Below are 16,736 nucleotides of genomic sequence, written 5' to 3'. Positions count from 1 at the left end.
ATGCAAACAATAGAAAAAATTCAAAATTTTAAAGGGAAGTATCCAAAACAGCTTTGGTATTTGTTTTTTAGCGAAATGTGGGAACGTTTTAGTTTCTATGGAATGCGTGGGATGCTGTATTATTTCATGGTGAATGAATTGCTCATGAAAGATACTGTGGCCAATTTGCAATACGGAGCTACCCAAGCTTGGGTGTATGCCTTCACATTTATTGGAGGTTTATTTGCCGATAAAATTTTCGGTTTCAGAAAATCACTTTTCTGGGGTGGTTTGCTAATGATAATCGGAAGTGTTATTCTCTCGGTTGATCCGAAAAATTTCTTTTTTGTGGGAGTGAGCTTTACCATTGTTGGAACCGGTTTTTTCAAACCAAATATCTCCTCGATGGTTGGAAAATTATACAGAGAAGGTGATCCAAGAACCGATGCGGGTTTCTCCTTGTTTTATGCAGGAGTTAATCTGGGTGCCTTAATTGGAGGTTACATCTGTATCGCTGTGGCCAAAGGAGAATTGTGGGCCTCATTAATACCGGAAAACTTACGTTGGAATGCGGCTTTCGGTTTTGCTTCTGTAGTGATGATTATTAGTTTGCTGACTTTTACTCAAACTCAGAAAAGTTTAGGCGAAATTGGGCTTTCACCACTTTTGGGAATTAATCCAACAAAGCGTAAAGTATTTGAACTAGCAACTTATATAGGTTCGATTTTGATAATACCTATTATCATGATAATGGTTTCTAATACGGTTTATACCGATTGGTTCATGTATTTAATTGGTCCTGCTTCGATTTTGTATTTAGCTTATGAAATGCGAAATTTCTCTTTATCTGAAAATAAAAAATTGGTTGCTGCTGTTATTTTTATGCTTTTCTCAGTAGTTTTTTGGGCTTTCTTCGAACAAAGTGGAGGTTCATTAAGTGCATTTGCAGCAAATAATTTGAACAACACAGTTTTGGGTATTGAATTAGATCCTAATGGTGTCAATAATTCGGTAAATTCTTTATTTGTTATTGCTTTTGCCGCACTTGTAGGTATGGTTTGGTTATGGATGGCGAAAAGAAAAATTGAGCCCAATACAGTTGTGAAATTCGGATTAGGATTTTTATTCCTAGCTGGAGGTTTCTGGGTTTTTTATTATACCAAGTTTTTTGCTGATGCATCGGGTAAAACTTCTTTGGATTTATTTACCTTCGGATGGTTTATCATTACCTTCGGTGAATTGTGTTTGTCACCAATAGGAATGAGTGCTATGACAAAGTTATCTCCACAAAAAACTCAGGCGGTAATTATGGGAATGTGGTTCTTAGCAAGTGCATACGGACAATATTTCGCCGGATTGTTAGGTGCAGGTATCGCAGAAGCATCTGAAAAAGCATCGAATAAAGATAAATTGTTCACCTATGCAGATGGTTATCAGCAATTGGCTTTGTATGCCTTAGTTGCCGGTGTGGTATTGTTAGTTATTTCACCATTGGTTAGAAAATTGATGCAGGAAGTCAAATAATTTACTAACTTCGGCATTGTTTTTGAGATACAGTAATAAAAATTGAATGATGAAAAAGTTACTTTTAGCTTTCTTCCTAGTGTTTGGTACTTTTGCTATGCAAGCACAAGAAATACGCTGGATGTCTTTGGAAGAAGCCTTAGCAAAGCAAAAGAAAAATCCGAAACCTATTTTCTTAGAGGTTTATACGGATTGGTATGCGCAATGCAAGATGTTTGATACCAATACACTTCAAAATTCTGAAGTAGCCGATTTAATCAATCGAAATTATTATGCGGTTAAGTTTAACGCCGAGGGTAATTCTGTGGTGAATTTTAAAGGGAATAGCTTTAATAATCCGAATTTTGATCCTACTCGTAAAGGTAGAAACAGTGCGCATGAATTGACTGCTTTTCTTAAAGTGGAAGGGTATCCGTCTATCTATATTTTGAATCGAAACGGTGAAGTTCAGGAAAAGACAACTGGATTTAAAACACCAGAAGAATTATTACGTTTTTTAAAGTAATGACTATGAGAAAAATAAAATACTTATTGCTATTAGTTCCCGTATTCTTGATTTTTAGTTTTATCGGGAAAAGTGAAACGGAAGATACTTTAAAATGGCATACCAATGTTAAAGAAGCCGTAGCAGTTGCCAAAAAAGAAAATAAACCTATTTTTATGTTCTTTACGGGTAGTGATTGGTGTGGATGGTGTATACGTTTGCAAAAAGAAGTTTTCAAGACTCCTGAATTTGAAAAATGGGCAAAAGATAAAGTGGTTTTGGTCGAATTGGATTTTCCAAGACGTACAGCTCAAGCAGATGATGTTAAAATGCAAAATGCACAATTACAACAAGTGTTTGGTGTAAGAGGATATCCTACAGTTTGGTTTGTAAAAGCAAATGATAATGCTGGAAGTATCAATTTTGAACAATTGGGAAGTACAGGTTATGTTGCTGGTGGTCCTTCTGCCTGGTTAAGTGGAGCAGATCAAATTATTTCAAAATTTGTTCCTTACACAAAAGAAGAAAGAAAAGCTCCAAAAAAAGTAAAATAAAGGTGCAATTATAATTTGTAGAATCCCTTTTCATACGTACTATGAAAAGGGATTTTGTTTTTTACACAACTGGCTTTCCAAAGGTTGACATAACTTTTATAATTGGAGGCATCGGCAATTACAATATTGGGTTTGAAATGCGTGAATAATCGCTCTAAATTTATTTTTGGGGAGTGAGAAAGGATAAGTACATCAGCTTTGTCTGCTTTTGAATATACTGCTGAATGATCAATTATTAGGATCTTTTTATGATTGAAATAGCGGTGGTTTGAAGTGTTTTGTGCTTTTTTTAAGCTGCTGAAATTGGCTATAGCATAGTTTTGAAGCATTTTGTGCTCAAAGCTTGTTGTCGCTAATGTGTCATTCGTTACAAGTTGTATTTCCTGACCTTTTTTTTCTGCAAAAATAGATTTGTTCTTAGTGTTAAAAACTATGAATTCGTTATTGGATTGTTCATTCCAACGAATAAAAAAGTAAAGACTTTGTAAAACAATTACACTGCCTAATGCGAAAGCTAATTTTCGAAAGCTCGGTTTTTGAATCCACAAAATCCAGAGTACAATTGTTAAGTAACTCGCTACAAGTAAACTTTGATTCATTGGAATTTCTTTGCAAATAAAGTTTTCCATGGATGCAATCCAACTTATAAAACAATTCATGATTGCAATGGAACGTTCAACCACTTCGGTTAATATATTGGGAATACAATTTAAAAAAGCGAAAACAATTAAAAGTGTTCCTAATGGCATTATTACAAAACCAAGTAAAGGAATGAGTACCAAGTTGGTGATGAAAAATAAACCGGGGAATTGATGAAAATAATATAGGCTCAAGGGTAATGTGCCAATTTGAGCAGCAAATGAGATAACAAGGATATCCCAAAAATAATTAATTATGGAGTTTTTTGGCTGCCAAATACGTTGTAGGATAGGTTGTAGCCAAAGAATGGAAAAAACTGCTAAATAGCTTAGTTGAAATCCGATGTCAAATAAAAAATTGGGCTCGATAAGTAGAATTATGAATAAGGAAACAATTGTAGTGTGAAAAGAGTTCGTTTCTCTATTGATGAATTTACCTATAGCGATAAAACTAAACATGGTTGCTGATCGTACAACTGATGGCGAAAAACCTGCAATTAAAGCGAAAGACCAAAGCGATAGTAGTGTAATAATAATTTTAATACTGTTCCCAATTTTAGTATTCGGTATTGGTTGGAGTAGAAATCCAATAAAAAGTAATATGAAACCTACATGCAATCCCGAAACTGATAAAATATGTACTGCACCTGCAAATTGGTAATCTCTCAAAACTTCCGGTGAGATGTCTTGCTGTTGTCCCAAAATTAGCGCCATGATAACCGCTAATTCTTCATTGTGAAAGCCTGATTGAGCAAGATTTCGTTCTATTGTATATCTATAGTGATCCGCATAATACCAAATGTCTCTATTAACAATTGTACTCCTTTTTAAATGGGATACATCAGTATAGATTTGAGCAAAAATTCCTTTAGTTTCTAAATAACTTCCGTAATCGAATTGATTGGGGTTGTTTGGCTTAAAGTTTTTGACAAGCTGTTCGTGTATTCGCAATGTTGTGCCTGTGGAGAAATCTGTTTCTTTGTTGGTCTTAGCTATATTTACAATGATTTTCCCTTGGTATCTCTTGTCGTTAATTTTGGATACAATAGCTGTATATCTGTCGTTTTTAGCTGAACTTTTAAGTTTTTCTTTGATACAGGTTTCAATATAATGTGGTCTGTCAAAATGATCTTGCAGTTGTGTATAGTGACTCTTTTTATTGCTAGGGTTTTGCAACTGTAATGCAATGATGCCAATTGAAAAGAATAGAAAATAGAGAGAGGGTGCGAAAAATATTGGCTGCGTAAATAGTTTGGCCGATTGGAAATAACTGAAAAGAAAAAAAAGAATAGCTATGCCAAACATGGCCATGCAGAAGTTAAGGCTAATAGCTGTGTAATGTGCGGTTATGATTCCTAAGAGAAAACAGATGCACACCCGTACCAATGGAAATTCGAATATTCTCATAGTACGAAAATACAAAAAGAAAGAAAAAACCTACATGTTTTTTAACGGGAACTATTTCTAACTCTGTTTTGTTGGCGCTAAATCACGATGAACTAATTAACGAGGTGTTATTTTTTTGTGGTTTTTAATACATCTGAAACAATTAACTGAGCCGTTTTTTTGCTAGCTCCAAAACCACCTAATTTTTTTTCCAATATTTCATATTGACCAAGTAGGGTATTTCGGCAGTCGGTATTCAATAGTTTTGTTAGTTCTTCTTTTATTCTTTTGGAATTGCAATCGTCCTGAATTAATTCGGTTACTACTTCTTTGTCCATAATCAAATTGACCAAAGAGATGTATTTCAGTGTAATGATTCGTTTGGCAATCTGATACGAAATCCAATTTCCTTTGTACAAAACCACTTCCGGAACTTTGAATAATGCAGTTTCTAAAGTAGCCGTGCCCGAAGTTACCAATGCGGCATGAGCAATGCTTAGTAAATCATACGTTTTATTTGAAATGAATTTTACCTGATCCTGTTTCAGGAATTGTTGGTAAAAAGAGTAGTCTTGACTAGGTGCTCCTGCGATTACAAATTGGTATTCTGGAAAATCATTAACAACTGATAACATTTCTGTCAACATTTTGGCAATTTCCTGTTTTCGACTTCCTGGTAATAAAGCAATAATGGGTTTGTCAGATAAATTATTTTCCTTTTTGAAGGTTTCAGGATCGGTTTTGCTTCGATTCTGAATGGCATCAATTAAGGGATGGCCTACAAATTCAACTGGGAAGCCATGTTTTTTTTCGTAGAATTTTTTCTCGAAAGGTAAAATAACGTACATCTTGTCGATATCGCGCTTGATGGCTTTGATACGGTTTTCTTTCCAAGCCCAAATTTGAGGAGAAATATAGTAGTGCGTTTTGAAATCTAAAGCTTTTGCCCATTTGGCAATACGCATGTTAAATCCCGGATAGTCTATAAAAATCAAAACATCCGGTTGGAATGCTAAAATATCCTTTTTACAAACGTCAATGTTGTTCAATATGGTTTTCAAATTCATGATGACTTCGGCGAATCCCATAAAAGCCAAATCCCGGTAATGTTTTACTAATGTTCCGCCGGTGCTTTGCATTAAATCACCTCCCCAAAAACGAATTTCTGCGGTATTGTCTTCCTGAAAAATATGCTTCATCAAATTGGAACCGTGTAAATCTCCTGATGCTTCTCCGGCAATAATGTAATATTTCATTTAAAAAAATAGTGTAATGACCGTTAGTAAAATAGTGGCTAAAACAACCCCTCTTGCCATAAGTTCTTTGTCAAATTTCAAGAGCGTGAAAAAAGCAATCAAGTTCAGTATAGCTCCTATTGTGATAATTTTTCCTAAAAAACCAAAGTGTTTGTAATTCTGGATGCCTTCTAATATTCCGAAAGGTGTGAACAATATAAAAAACAGTGATATTCCGATTAAAGTAGTAGCAAAACCAATTAGTACACCAATTAATAGATCAATTTTTCTCATAAATCCCAAGTGTTTAGTTGTTGGATGGCATAGTGTGCGGTTAAATCAAACTGTACTGGAACAACAGAAATGTATCCGTTTTTCAAAGCCCATTCGTCTGTGTCTTCTCCTTTGTCTTCATTTACAAATTCACCAGAAAGCCAATAGTATTCTTTCCCAAAAGGAGAAACACGTTTGTCGAATTTTTCTTCGTATTTGGCGCGTGCTTGTCGACAAATTTTAATACCTTTTATCTCTTCTCTTTTTAGTTTGGGAAAATTGACATTCAATACCACACCATCTGGAAGTTTATGGGTTAAAACTTGTTCAATTATTTTTTTTACAAAAGGTTTTATGGGTTCGAAGTCGGCTTTCCAACTAAAATCGGCTAATGAAAATCCAATGGATGGAATGCCTTCAATTCCAGCTTCAATGGCGGCACTCATTGTTCCTGAGTAGATTACATTGATGGAAGAGTTTGAGCCATGATTGATTCCGGAAACACACAAGTCCGGTTTGATTTTTAAGATTTCATTTTTGGCTATTTTGACACAATCAGCAGGAGTTCCAGAACAAGTATATTCGGTAATCTCAGCATTTTCATCAGAAACTTTATTGATTTGAAGTGTATTGTTGACTGTGATGGCATGCCCCATACCGCTTTGAGGGCTGTCAGGTGCCACCACAATAACGTCACCTAAATTTCTTACAATTTCGATAAGTGTTCTAATTCCTGGTGCTGTGATACTATCGTCGTTAGTAACCAGTATCAATGGTTTTTTCATTTCGCTCTAAAAAATTAACATAAAAAAGTAGGGCTAAAATACGCAATTTTATGTGTAACTCTTTAATTTTACATCTTTAACAAAAAATTATGTAAGTATCGATATGATGGCATGGTTTTTTATGTACTTTAGTAATCATTATGAATGCAATTTGGATGTTTATGAGAAAGAATTTTAAAGTAATACTTGCAGTCGTTGCTTTGTCGGCATTTCTATGGAGTTTTATGCCTAAAAGACAGCATGATCCGGAAAAAGATAAAATGCTTTTGGATCTAATTTCCTTCGTTATTGAAAAAGGTCATTACAATCCTACGGTGATGGATGATAAGTTTTCAAAAGGAGTTTACGATGATTTCTTAGATGCTGTAGATCCTTCTAAACGCTTTTTTATCGAGTCAGATATTAAAGAATTTAAACCTTATGAATATGAAATTGATGATATGATCAAAAATAGAGATTTGACATTCTTCAATTTAGTATATGATAAATTGCAAAAACGTATGTCGGAAGCTAAAGTGATTTACAGAGCTTTAAGCGACAGACCATACGATTTTAAAGTAGATGAAACAATTAATATTGATTCTGATAAGATTGCTTTTGCTAAAAATTACTCTGATTTAAAAAACAGATGGCGTTTGCAAATGAAACTTTCTGTCTTGGCTTCTTTAGTTGACAAACAAAAAATTGAAGAAGAGAAAAAAGCAAAAGATGAGAAGTTTACACCAAAAACATATGAGCAACTTGAAAAAGAAGCTCGCGAATCAACATTGAAATCTTTGAATGAATATTTCGATTTTATTGCTGAATTGGAAAAAAGTAACTGGTTTGAAATTTATGTTAATTCAATTGTAACGCAGTTTGATCCGCATACATTCTATTTTGCTCCTGAGGAAAAAGAGAAATTCGATATCAGCATGAGTGGAAAATTGGAAGGTATCGGAGCGCGTTTGCAAAAGAAAAACGATCACACTGAAATTTCCGAGTTGATTTCTGGTGGACCGGCATGGAGAAGTAAACAATTGGAAGCTGGAGATATTATTCTAAAAGTTGGTCAAGGTGCAGCCGAACCCGTAGAAGTGGTTGGGATGCGTTTGGACGATGTGGTGAAGAAAATTAAAGGTCCGAAAGGAACGGAAGTACGTCTGACAGTGAAAAAAGTTGATGGTTCAATTCAAGTTATTATCTTGAAAAGAGATGTTGTTGAAATTGAAGAAACCTACGCAAAATCAAGTATTGTTGAGAAAAACGGAAAAAAATATGGAGTGATTTATTTGCCGAAATTCTACATAGATTTTGAAAATGATGACAACAGAGATGCTGCTAAAGATGTAGCTGCTGAAGTTGAAAAATTAAAAAAAGCGGGTGTTCAAGGAATTGTAATGGATTTACGTGATAACGGAGGAGGATCTCTAAAAACAGTTGTAGATATTACAGGTTTGTTTATTGATAAAGGTCCGGTTGTTCAAATTAAATCTTCAAATGGTAAGAAGGAAGTGTTGAATGATCACGATTCAAAAGTACAATGGGATGGACCGCTAGTAGTATTGCAGAATAATTTCTCTGCTTCGGCCTCAGAAATTTTTGCAGCAGCTATTCAAGATTACAAACGTGGCATTATTTTAGGAAGTAAACAATCGTATGGTAAAGGAACAGTTCAAAATGTAATTGATTTGAATCAATTTATTAAAAATAGTACTTTCGGAGATTTCGGAGCATTAAAAACAACTACACAGAAATTTTATCGTATTAATGGTGGCTCTACGCAATTAGAAGGAGTAACCAGTGATATTCCAATGCCTGACCGTTATTCTTATATTAAAATCGGAGAAAGAGATGTTGAAAACGCAATGCCATGGGATAAAATCGATCAAGCGGTTTATCAACCTACCAAATCAATATTAAATTTTGAAACGGTTGTAATTAACAGTCAAAAGCGTATTGCTGAAAATGCTCAATTTAAATTGATTGATGAAAATGCAAAATGGATTAATGATAGAAAAGAAGATAACCTAGTAAATCTTAGTTTAGAAAAGTATAAAAAAGAAGTAGCTCAAATTGAAGAGGTTACCAAGAAATATAAAGCGATTACTAGTTATAAAAATAATTTGAATTTTCTTTCATTGCCTGATGAGGTTGAACTAATGAAACGCGACAATGTTTTGGCACAGAAAAGAAAAGATTGGCACGATATTATGACAAAAGACGCTTATATCGATGAAGCTTTGAATGTTTTAGGTGATATAAAAAGCAATTTTGTAAATAAAAATATTGCAATAAAAAGTACAAAACCCAAATTATTGACAAAATCATAATTTTTAAATATCAACAAAAAAAGGCTGCAATTTGCAGCCTTTTTTTGTTGATATCACTTCAATTGATTGATTTTAAAGAGGTTATTGAGGATTGAAATAATGCTTTTTAACGGTAAATTGTATTTTTTCATCGATTTTTTTCGGTTATTGTTAAGAGTTTTCGTGTTTTTTTTACTCAAATCCATAGTTATTCCTACATTTATCCCAACTTTATCCCTAATCTATGCGAAAAAAATTACCCTTTTTAAGAAATTTGGGGGCATTACAACTCGCGCTTTTTTTTCTTTTTTTGTTCAGCATACAGAAAAGTAATGCGCAATGTGCTGGTAGTGACAATTCTGTTACAATCTGTGATATTCCCAACCCAACAAACCAAGCTGTTAACCTTTTTGCTCTACTCGGAGGAACTCCTACACCAGGAGGTACATGGACTGATGATCTGAATTCCGGTGGATTGAATGCCTTAACCGGAATCTTGAACATACATCAAATTAGAAACAGTGGTGTATATACCTATACGTATACTGTGACCGGAGTTTCGGGATGTACTGATACAACAGGAACCATAACCGTTACTGTAGGCGGTTACGCAGGTGTGCCAGGACCGAATGGTGCTGTTTGTGGTGATGAATCGAATTACAATTTATTTCAGTTGTTTAGTGGAACTGGTGGGAATCTTGGTCCTCAATTCAATGGGGATTGGTTTAATGTGACCACTGGTACGCCAATTTCCGGTAGTTCTATTAACCCGTCATCTTTTAATGTGACTTCGGCAACTACTTATCAATTCAGCTATACTTTGCCAGCGATTGGCAGTTGTGCTGCCAATTCGGTTTCTGCATTTTTGACGGTTTATCCACCTGCAGAACCAGGAACTCCAACGAATTTGCAATTTTGTAGCACACAGGATCTTTCTTCTTACTCCAATTTGAATTTATATAGTCTACTTACAGGAGAAGATGGTGGAGGAAGATGGATTGACAATAGCGGAACTGGTGAATTAACTTCACCAACGGACTCAGTTATCAATTTGCCTAACATTTATGCAAATTTTGGCGCAGGTGTTTACAGTTTTACCTATGAAGTTTTTCCTTCGAATCCAATTTGTAATAGAGAGTCTGAAACAGTAACCATTACAATTGAGGATCCAATAAATTATAATAACATTGCGCTACAAGTGAATTCAGATATTTGTGAAACGCAAATAACATCAGCGAATTATATTGCAGTATTGACACAATCTCCTGCAACTGTTCCAGACGGTACATATAACGTAACTTATACAGTTTCTGGACAAGTCACACCCATAACGGTAACCGCTACTTTTGTTGGAGGGGTACTTTCATTTCCTATTCCGAATAGCAATTTTCAAGCAGTAGGTTCTTACACCATTACAATTACGAATTTAGTATCGACGACAAGTCTCGGGATTTGTGTGAATCCAATTCCACTGATTCAGGATATTTTGACTATTTATCCATCGCCAAATATACCCAACGCAATTTTGTCGGTTAATGATGTTTGTCAAAATAATAGCGCTAATGCTGTTTTATCAGGTATAGGTAACTTGCCTGATGGTAGTTATTCTATTGTCTATACACTCTCTGGAGTGAATAGTTCTGCACCTCAGAACCAGTTTGTCACAGTTTCGGGTGGTGTAGCTAATTTTACCGTACCTGGAAGTTTATTGGCGAATGCCGGAACAACTACGATAACAATTACGAGTGTTACAAATACTACTACAACTTGTACCGCAACTGTTAATGTTTCTGATTCATTTGAAGTGTTACCTTTACCTTCGGTTCCTGCATTAACTTTGTCAATTGGGGATGTCTGCTTAGGCCAACCTGTAAATGCTATTCTTTCGGGATTAGGAAGTTTAACAAATGTGACAATCAATTATGATTTGTCTGGAGCAAATGTTTCATCGGCTAATTCACAAACTTTAGCTGTTACCTCAGGAAGTGCATCATTTACAATTCCTTCTGTTCTATTGACTAATACTGGCTCTACGATGGTTTTGGTTACTAATCTTACCAACACGGGCAACGCTTGTGGAGTAGTAATTAGTAATGTTTCGGATTCGTTTATAATTAGTGCTTTACCAAATCCACCAGCTGCTTCAGATCAGACTTTTTGTGAAACGGATAATGCTACTGTTGCCGATTTAGTTCCGAATGGTAGTCAGTACCAATGGTATAGCGTTTCTTCTGGAGGAACTGCCTTGGCTTCAACCTCAGTTTTAACTACTGGGAATTATTATGTTTCTCAAACCAATCCGCTTACAGGATGTGAATCGAACCGAACAACGGTTACTGTAACAGTCGATATTGTACCTGTACCTGTATTGACTGCCGATGGGGAACAGTTTTGTGGAGCAGATAATCCAACACTTCAGAATTTATCGGATAATGTGTCTGTTTCAGGAAATTTAGTGTGGTATGATGCGCCAATAGGTGGGAATGTATTGCCCTTAACAGCTGTATTAACGGAAGGAACAACGTATTATGGTGTAAATACTTCGACGATTACAGGTTGTCAATCTAAAGAAGTACTTGCGGTAACAGTAACGCTAACGGATTGTGAAACTGAACCGGTTGATTTTTTCATTCCTGATGGCTTTTCACCTAACGCAGATGGAGTCAACGATTCGTTCACGATTCCTAATATTGAATTCGTTTATCCAGATTATAAACTGGAAATCTATAATCGCTATGGCAATTTGATGTTTGAAGGGAATAGAAATAAACCTAAATGGGATGGTAAAAACACTGAATCTAAACTTATAGGTGATGTTGCTCCCAACGGTGTGTATTTCTACGTCGTTTATTTCAATAAGAATAATAAGGCTCCATTACAAGGCCGTCTTTACCTGAATCGATAATTCTTTGCTTACTTAAATCAAATTTAGATGAAAAAAATACTTTCAATATTGAGTTTTTTCCTCACCGCCTATTCGGTTTCTGCTCAACAGGATCCTCAATATACTCACTATATGTATAACATGAGTGTGATTAATCCAGCCTATGCGACAGCAAAACAGGCGATGTTGGATTTAGGAACTTTATACCGCTCACAATGGGTAGGTTCCGTAGGAGCTCCAAAAACGTTAACTGCTTTCGGTCACCTGCCTTTGAATAAAAAAATCGAAATGGGAGTTTCAATAATAACAGATGATATTGGTGATGGTGCTAAAAAGGAAACTAATTTCTATGCGGACTTTGCTTATATTCTTCAGTTGAATAACAGTCATCGTGTTTCATTTGGAATGAAAGCGGGATTTACGAACCTCTCGACCAATTTTAATGGTTTTATGTTGGAATCGGGTGACCCTTCTACCGATGAGGCTTTCAATAAAAATGTCAATGCTTTTAAACCAAATATTGGGGCAGGAGTTTACTATTTTACAGATCAATACTATGTCGGACTCTCAGCACCCAATTTATTGCCAACCAAACATATCGAGGAACGACAAGGAATCAATGCTTTGGGTTCAGAGGATATTCACGTGTTTTTAACAGGAGGTTATGTTTTTGAAGTCAGTGATTTGTGGAAAGTCAAACCAGCTTTTATGTCCAAGTTTGTTACAGGTTCCCCAATCACATTCGATGTGTCTACCAATCTACTGTACAATAATAAGTTTGAGTTAGGTGCTTCCTATCGATTCGATGATTCTGTAAGTGGTTTGATGGCTGTCAATGCTACTAAAACATTGAAAATAGGTTATGCATACGATCATACTTTGTCCAATCTCGGACAGTTTAATTCGGGAACACATGAGGTGTTTTTACTGTTTAACTTGGATTTGTTAGGAAAAGGTTATGATAAATCGCCACGTTTCTTCTAAAAGAGTTGCTATGAAAAGAATTTTGCTTACCCTACTCGCTGTGTTTTCAATGCAGTATATTTTTGCTCAAGATCAGGATTTAGACAGAGCAAAACGCTATTTTGACAGAACGTATTACAGTGAGGCTATTCCGTTATATGAAGCGGCTGTAGAGAAAAATCGCTCGTTAGAAGTTGTTCGGAATTTAGCGGATAGTTATTATTTTACAAACGATCTGAAAAATGCGCAGAAGTATTATAGATATCTTATCAAGAATTTTGCAAAGGATATTTCGGAAGAGTATTACTTCCGTTATTCCCAAACATTGAAAGCAACCAATAACTATAATGAAGCGAACCAAGCCATACGGGATATGTATGCCAAATCTGGAAATGCCGAAGGAGCTACATTATTAGAAAAAGATTTGAAAACGCTGGAAAATGTGACTGCAATAGGAGAACGTTACACTATGAAAAACTTAGGAATCAATACTGCAAATTCTGAGTTTGGAGCAGTGAATCAAGGCGATAATCTGGTGTTCTCGGCAGTGAAAAAAGAAATTGGATTATTCGATAAGGTATACAAATGGAATAGTGAGAGCTATTTGAACTTGGTTACTATTCCAATGAAAAATATTAATGCTAAAGATTCTATTGTTAATTATTTTTCGAAAGATGTGAATACAAAGATGCATGAGGCGAATGCCGTTTTTTCTGCAGATGGTAAAACGATGTATTTCACACGGAATAACACCAAAAATAGATCTCGTGCGAAAAATAAAGAGAAGATTTCTAACCTTCAAATTTATAAAGCCGAATTGATTGACGGAAAGTGGTCAAAAATTGTTTCGTTACCTTTTAATAATCCAGATTATTCAACAGAACATCCCGCATTGAGTCCGGATGAGAAAACATTGTATTTTGCCTCTGATATGCCTGGCGGACATGGCTCGTTTGATATTTATGAGGTAGCTATCAATAATGGAAGTTTTGGAACACCTAGAAATTTAGGAAAAAGCATAAATACCAATAGAAAAGAACAGTTTCCATTTATGTCCAAAGATGGCAAGTTGTATTTTTCTTCAAATGGTCATGAAGGTTTTGGGTCTTTAGATGTTTTCGTTTCGGATAGTAACGGAGATGATTTTAGTAAGCCTATTAATGTTGGTTTGCCTGTAAATTCAGGTGTTGACGATTTTGCATTTACTATTGATTCGGATACTAAAGAAGGTTTCTTTGCTTCCAATCGTAAAGGTGGGAAAGGGAGCGATGATATTTATTCTATTCTGGAAACCAAGCCACTTGTTGTTGAAGATTGTAAGCAATTTATTGCAGGAATCATTTCAGACGTAGATACTAAATTACCTTTAGAAGGTGCTCAAGTTGCTTTGTATGATTTTATCAATAAAAAAGAGTTGGAAATGATTACTGTGGGTGCCGATGGAAGTTTCAAATTCACAGTCGCCTGTGAAAAAGGTTATTTGGTAAAAGCTTCTAAAGTGGCTTATAATGAAGACCAACGTACTTTAGAATTGCTAAAGGATAGAAACAAAGAAAATGATGCTTCCATGGAGTTAAAATCTTTGGGAAAAATGCAAGAGGAAGAAGCTTTGGCAGTGAAAGAGCAAGAAGAGGCAGAGAAAAAAGCCTTGGAAGAGACGAAAATTAAGGAAAAAGCTATCGCTGAACAGAAGAAGAAAGAAAAGGTCGATAAAATTATAGCTGAAGAAAAAGATGTGGTCAAAGAGAAAGATAAATTAGTTATCAAAACGGAACCAATTTATTTTGATTATGATTTATGGTATATTAGACGTGATTCTAAGCCTATTTTAGACAAAGTAATCGATTTGATGAATAAATACCCAGAAATGGTAGTGGAAATCGGCTCACATACGGATATTCGTGGTGGGAAGACATACAATAGAGTGCTTTCTGAAAATAGAGCACAATCGACTAGAGATTATTTTATTGATAAAGGAATCAACCCGAAACGAATTTTTGCAAAAGGGTATGGCGAATCGCAACCTGTAGTGAAATGTGCAAATGAAGAATCATGCACAGAGGAACAACATGAGCTTAATCGACGAAGTGAATTTGTGATTAAAGATTTGTAGAGAACAATTCATGTCTATAAAAAAGGCTCCCTTAATTTTTGGGAGCCTTTTTTTTGATTAATATTTATCAGCTGCTTTTTCTGCTTTTCGGATCTTGTCTTTTTGCTTATCCGCTTTTTCTCTCATCTTATCAATTTTTTCTCTTCTTTTCTCGATATCATTTGGAGATAGATTTCCTTTTTTCTCCTGCTTTTCAAGTTTTTTTATTTCTTTTTCGATGTCTTTATTGATATCTTCTTGTTTTTCCTTAGCATCTCTTACTTTTTCACGAGCATCTGCTGCTTTCTCTTTTTCTTTTTCTGCTTTTTTTCGAGCTTTCTCTGCTTTATCTCTTTCTTTCTCCATTCGGTCTCTTTCTTTCTCCATTTCTTTTAGTCTTTTCTCTTCCGCTTTGGCTCTTTTCTCTTCTGCTTCAACTCTTTTTTCTTCCATTTTGGCAGCGCGTTCTTTTTCTTTAACCGCTATATCAGCTTCTTTTTCCGCTTTTTTTGTAGCTTTATCTACTTCTTTTGCCGCTTTATCGGCCTGTTTTTCAGCTTCTTTCGCAGCTTTATTGGCTTCTACTTCTGCTAGATGAGCTTTTTTTTCGGCTTCTTTTTGTGCTTTCAATTCAGTTGCTTTTATTTTTGCGATTGAATCCTGACGTTTTTGAGCAATTAATTTGTCGGCATCAGACACAACAGTTTCTTGTGCAATAGCTGAAAATCCAAATAGTATGGTAACTCCAGCCAACAGTAATTTAGTTTTCATAGTTTTAATTTTAGGATTGTACATGTTCTTGTCTATATTTACATCATAAATTTACAATAATTCGCTTGTTATATGAAGTTTAGAGAAAAAATTTTAACGCTAAGTGTATTGGGGGCTATTTCGTTAGCTTGTAACAATACAAAACCAACACCCAAGGAATCAATTATGGAGATTTCAGAAGTTGCACCCACACCTGACAATGATTTTTTTCTGCCTACTACCACGACAGGAGATATTGTGCGACATAAATACTACACTTTGTCGTATTCTGAAGAGCATGAGCAAGCAGAATGGGTAGCGTATGAACTAAAGAAAAGCGAAATTATTTATTCGAATCATAAACGTCCGTATTTTATTGAAGATCCAGAAGTACACTCGGGTTCTGCAAGTTGGAAAAATTATATTCGTTCAGGTTATGATCGCGGACATTTATGTCCAGCTGGCGATCGAAGATTTTCGAAAGAAGCATTCAATGAAACTTTCTATACTTCTAATATTACTCCACAACGCAATGATTTCAATGCAGGAATTTGGAATCGTTTGGAACAGAAAACTAGATACTGGGCAAAGAAGTACGATGGTTTGTATGTAGTAACTGGTGGAGTTTTAAAGGATGATTTGAAGTCGATTGGTAAAGAACATGTTGCTGTTCCTGAATATTTTTATAAAATTCTAATCGATAGATCGAACGGTGGTTATAAAGCTATTGGGTTTTTGGTGCCACATGAAGAATCTGAAAATGCCTTATATACTTTCGTTGTGCCTATTGATAAAATCGAAAAAATGACAGGTATTGATTTCTTTTCTAAACTACCTGATGGAATTGAAAATAAAATTGAAAAATCGTCTGATTATAAAGAATGGAGTTTTTAGAATG

At 35.1% G+C, this 16,736-nt stretch carries 13 protein-coding genes; 8 read left to right on the top strand and 5 right to left on the bottom strand.

What is annotated here, in order from left to right; all coding sequences use genetic code 11:
* From ACFO7M_RS02200 to ACFO7M_RS02190, 3 genes are read left to right on the top strand one after another with little or no spacing between them, the layout of a single operon-like run.
* Complete coding sequence (locus tag ACFO7M_RS02200) at positions 1-1,503, top strand: peptide MFS transporter (protein WP_379733799.1); 1,503 nt, start codon at positions 1-3, stop codon at positions 1,501-1,503.
* Positions 1,504-1,552: 49 nt separating this feature from the next.
* Positions 1,553-2,008 carry a thioredoxin family protein gene (locus ACFO7M_RS02195; protein WP_379718641.1) on the top strand — a complete coding sequence of 152 codons (456 nt, stop codon included), beginning with the start codon at positions 1,553-1,555 and terminating at the stop codon, positions 2,006-2,008.
* Between the two features lie 5 nt (positions 2,009-2,013).
* Positions 2,014-2,541: a thioredoxin family protein gene (locus ACFO7M_RS02190; RefSeq protein ID WP_379718644.1), complete on the top strand. Its 528-nt coding sequence runs from the start codon at positions 2,014-2,016 to the stop codon at positions 2,539-2,541.
* Positions 2,542-2,549: 8 nt separating this feature from the next.
* On the opposite strand, the gene ACFO7M_RS02185 is transcribed toward ACFO7M_RS02190, so the two are convergent.
* The 4 genes from ACFO7M_RS02185 to surE form a co-directional block, all read right to left on the bottom strand.
* Positions 2,550-4,586, bottom strand: a complete 2,037-nt coding sequence (locus ACFO7M_RS02185; RefSeq protein WP_379733797.1) for a ComEC/Rec2 family competence protein — start codon at positions 4,584-4,586, stop codon at positions 2,550-2,552.
* Between the two features lie 107 nt (positions 4,587-4,693).
* Complete coding sequence (gene lpxB / locus ACFO7M_RS02180) at positions 4,694-5,821, bottom strand: lipid-A-disaccharide synthase (protein WP_379733795.1); 1,128 nt, start codon at positions 5,819-5,821, stop codon at positions 4,694-4,696.
* A complete protein-coding gene (locus ACFO7M_RS02175; protein WP_379718653.1) occupies positions 5,822-6,094 on the bottom strand; it encodes a hypothetical protein in 273 nt (90 codons plus the stop codon). It lies immediately after the preceding gene.
* Positions 6,091-6,858 (bottom strand): 5'/3'-nucleotidase SurE, encoded by a 768-nt coding sequence (gene surE, locus ACFO7M_RS02170; RefSeq protein ID WP_379718656.1) that lies wholly within the window; start codon positions 6,856-6,858, stop codon positions 6,091-6,093. Before surE ends, ACFO7M_RS02175 begins: the two co-directional genes overlap by 4 nt.
* A 140-nt stretch (positions 6,859-6,998) precedes the next feature.
* Between surE and ACFO7M_RS02165 the strand changes: the two genes are divergently transcribed.
* The 4 genes from ACFO7M_RS02165 (at position 6,999) to ACFO7M_RS02150 (ending at position 15,109) form a co-directional block, all read left to right on the top strand.
* The gene (locus ACFO7M_RS02165) at positions 6,999-9,170 is read left to right on the top strand and encodes a carboxy terminal-processing peptidase (RefSeq protein WP_379718659.1); all 2,172 of its coding nucleotides are present in this window, start codon (positions 6,999-7,001) and stop codon (positions 9,168-9,170) included.
* Between the two features lie 223 nt (positions 9,171-9,393).
* Entirely contained in the window at positions 9,394-12,054 is a 2,661-nt protein-coding gene (locus ACFO7M_RS02160) for a gliding motility-associated C-terminal domain-containing protein (protein ID WP_379733793.1), read from the top strand.
* Positions 12,055-12,081: 27 nt separating this feature from the next.
* Positions 12,082-13,017, top strand: coding sequence for a type IX secretion system membrane protein PorP/SprF (locus tag ACFO7M_RS02155; RefSeq protein ID WP_379733791.1), 936 nt, complete (start codon positions 12,082-12,084; stop codon positions 13,015-13,017).
* 10 nt (positions 13,018-13,027) lie between these two features.
* On the top strand, positions 13,028-15,109 hold the full coding sequence (locus tag ACFO7M_RS02150) for an OmpA family protein (protein ID WP_379733789.1): 2,082 nt from the start codon (positions 13,028-13,030) through the stop codon (positions 15,107-15,109).
* A gap of 57 nt (positions 15,110-15,166) precedes the next feature.
* Here the strand turns inward: ACFO7M_RS02150 and ACFO7M_RS02145 are convergent, their stop codons facing one another.
* On the bottom strand, positions 15,167-15,859 hold the full coding sequence (locus ACFO7M_RS02145; RefSeq protein WP_379733787.1) for a hypothetical protein: 693 nt from the start codon (positions 15,857-15,859) through the stop codon (positions 15,167-15,169).
* Between the two features lie 72 nt (positions 15,860-15,931).
* On the opposite strand from ACFO7M_RS02145, the gene ACFO7M_RS02140 reads away from it, so the two are divergent.
* Positions 15,932-16,732 carry a DNA/RNA non-specific endonuclease gene (locus tag ACFO7M_RS02140; RefSeq protein ID WP_379733785.1) on the top strand — a complete coding sequence of 267 codons (801 nt, stop codon included), beginning with the start codon at positions 15,932-15,934 and terminating at the stop codon, positions 16,730-16,732.
* Positions 16,733-16,736 lie beyond the last annotated feature (4 nt).

This window comes from Flavobacterium sp. GCM10023249, assembly GCF_042653365.1.
In the GTDB taxonomy this organism is placed as follows: domain Bacteria; phylum Bacteroidota; class Bacteroidia; order Flavobacteriales; family Flavobacteriaceae; genus Flavobacterium.
This window is presented reverse-complemented; position numbering and strand designations above follow the sequence as displayed.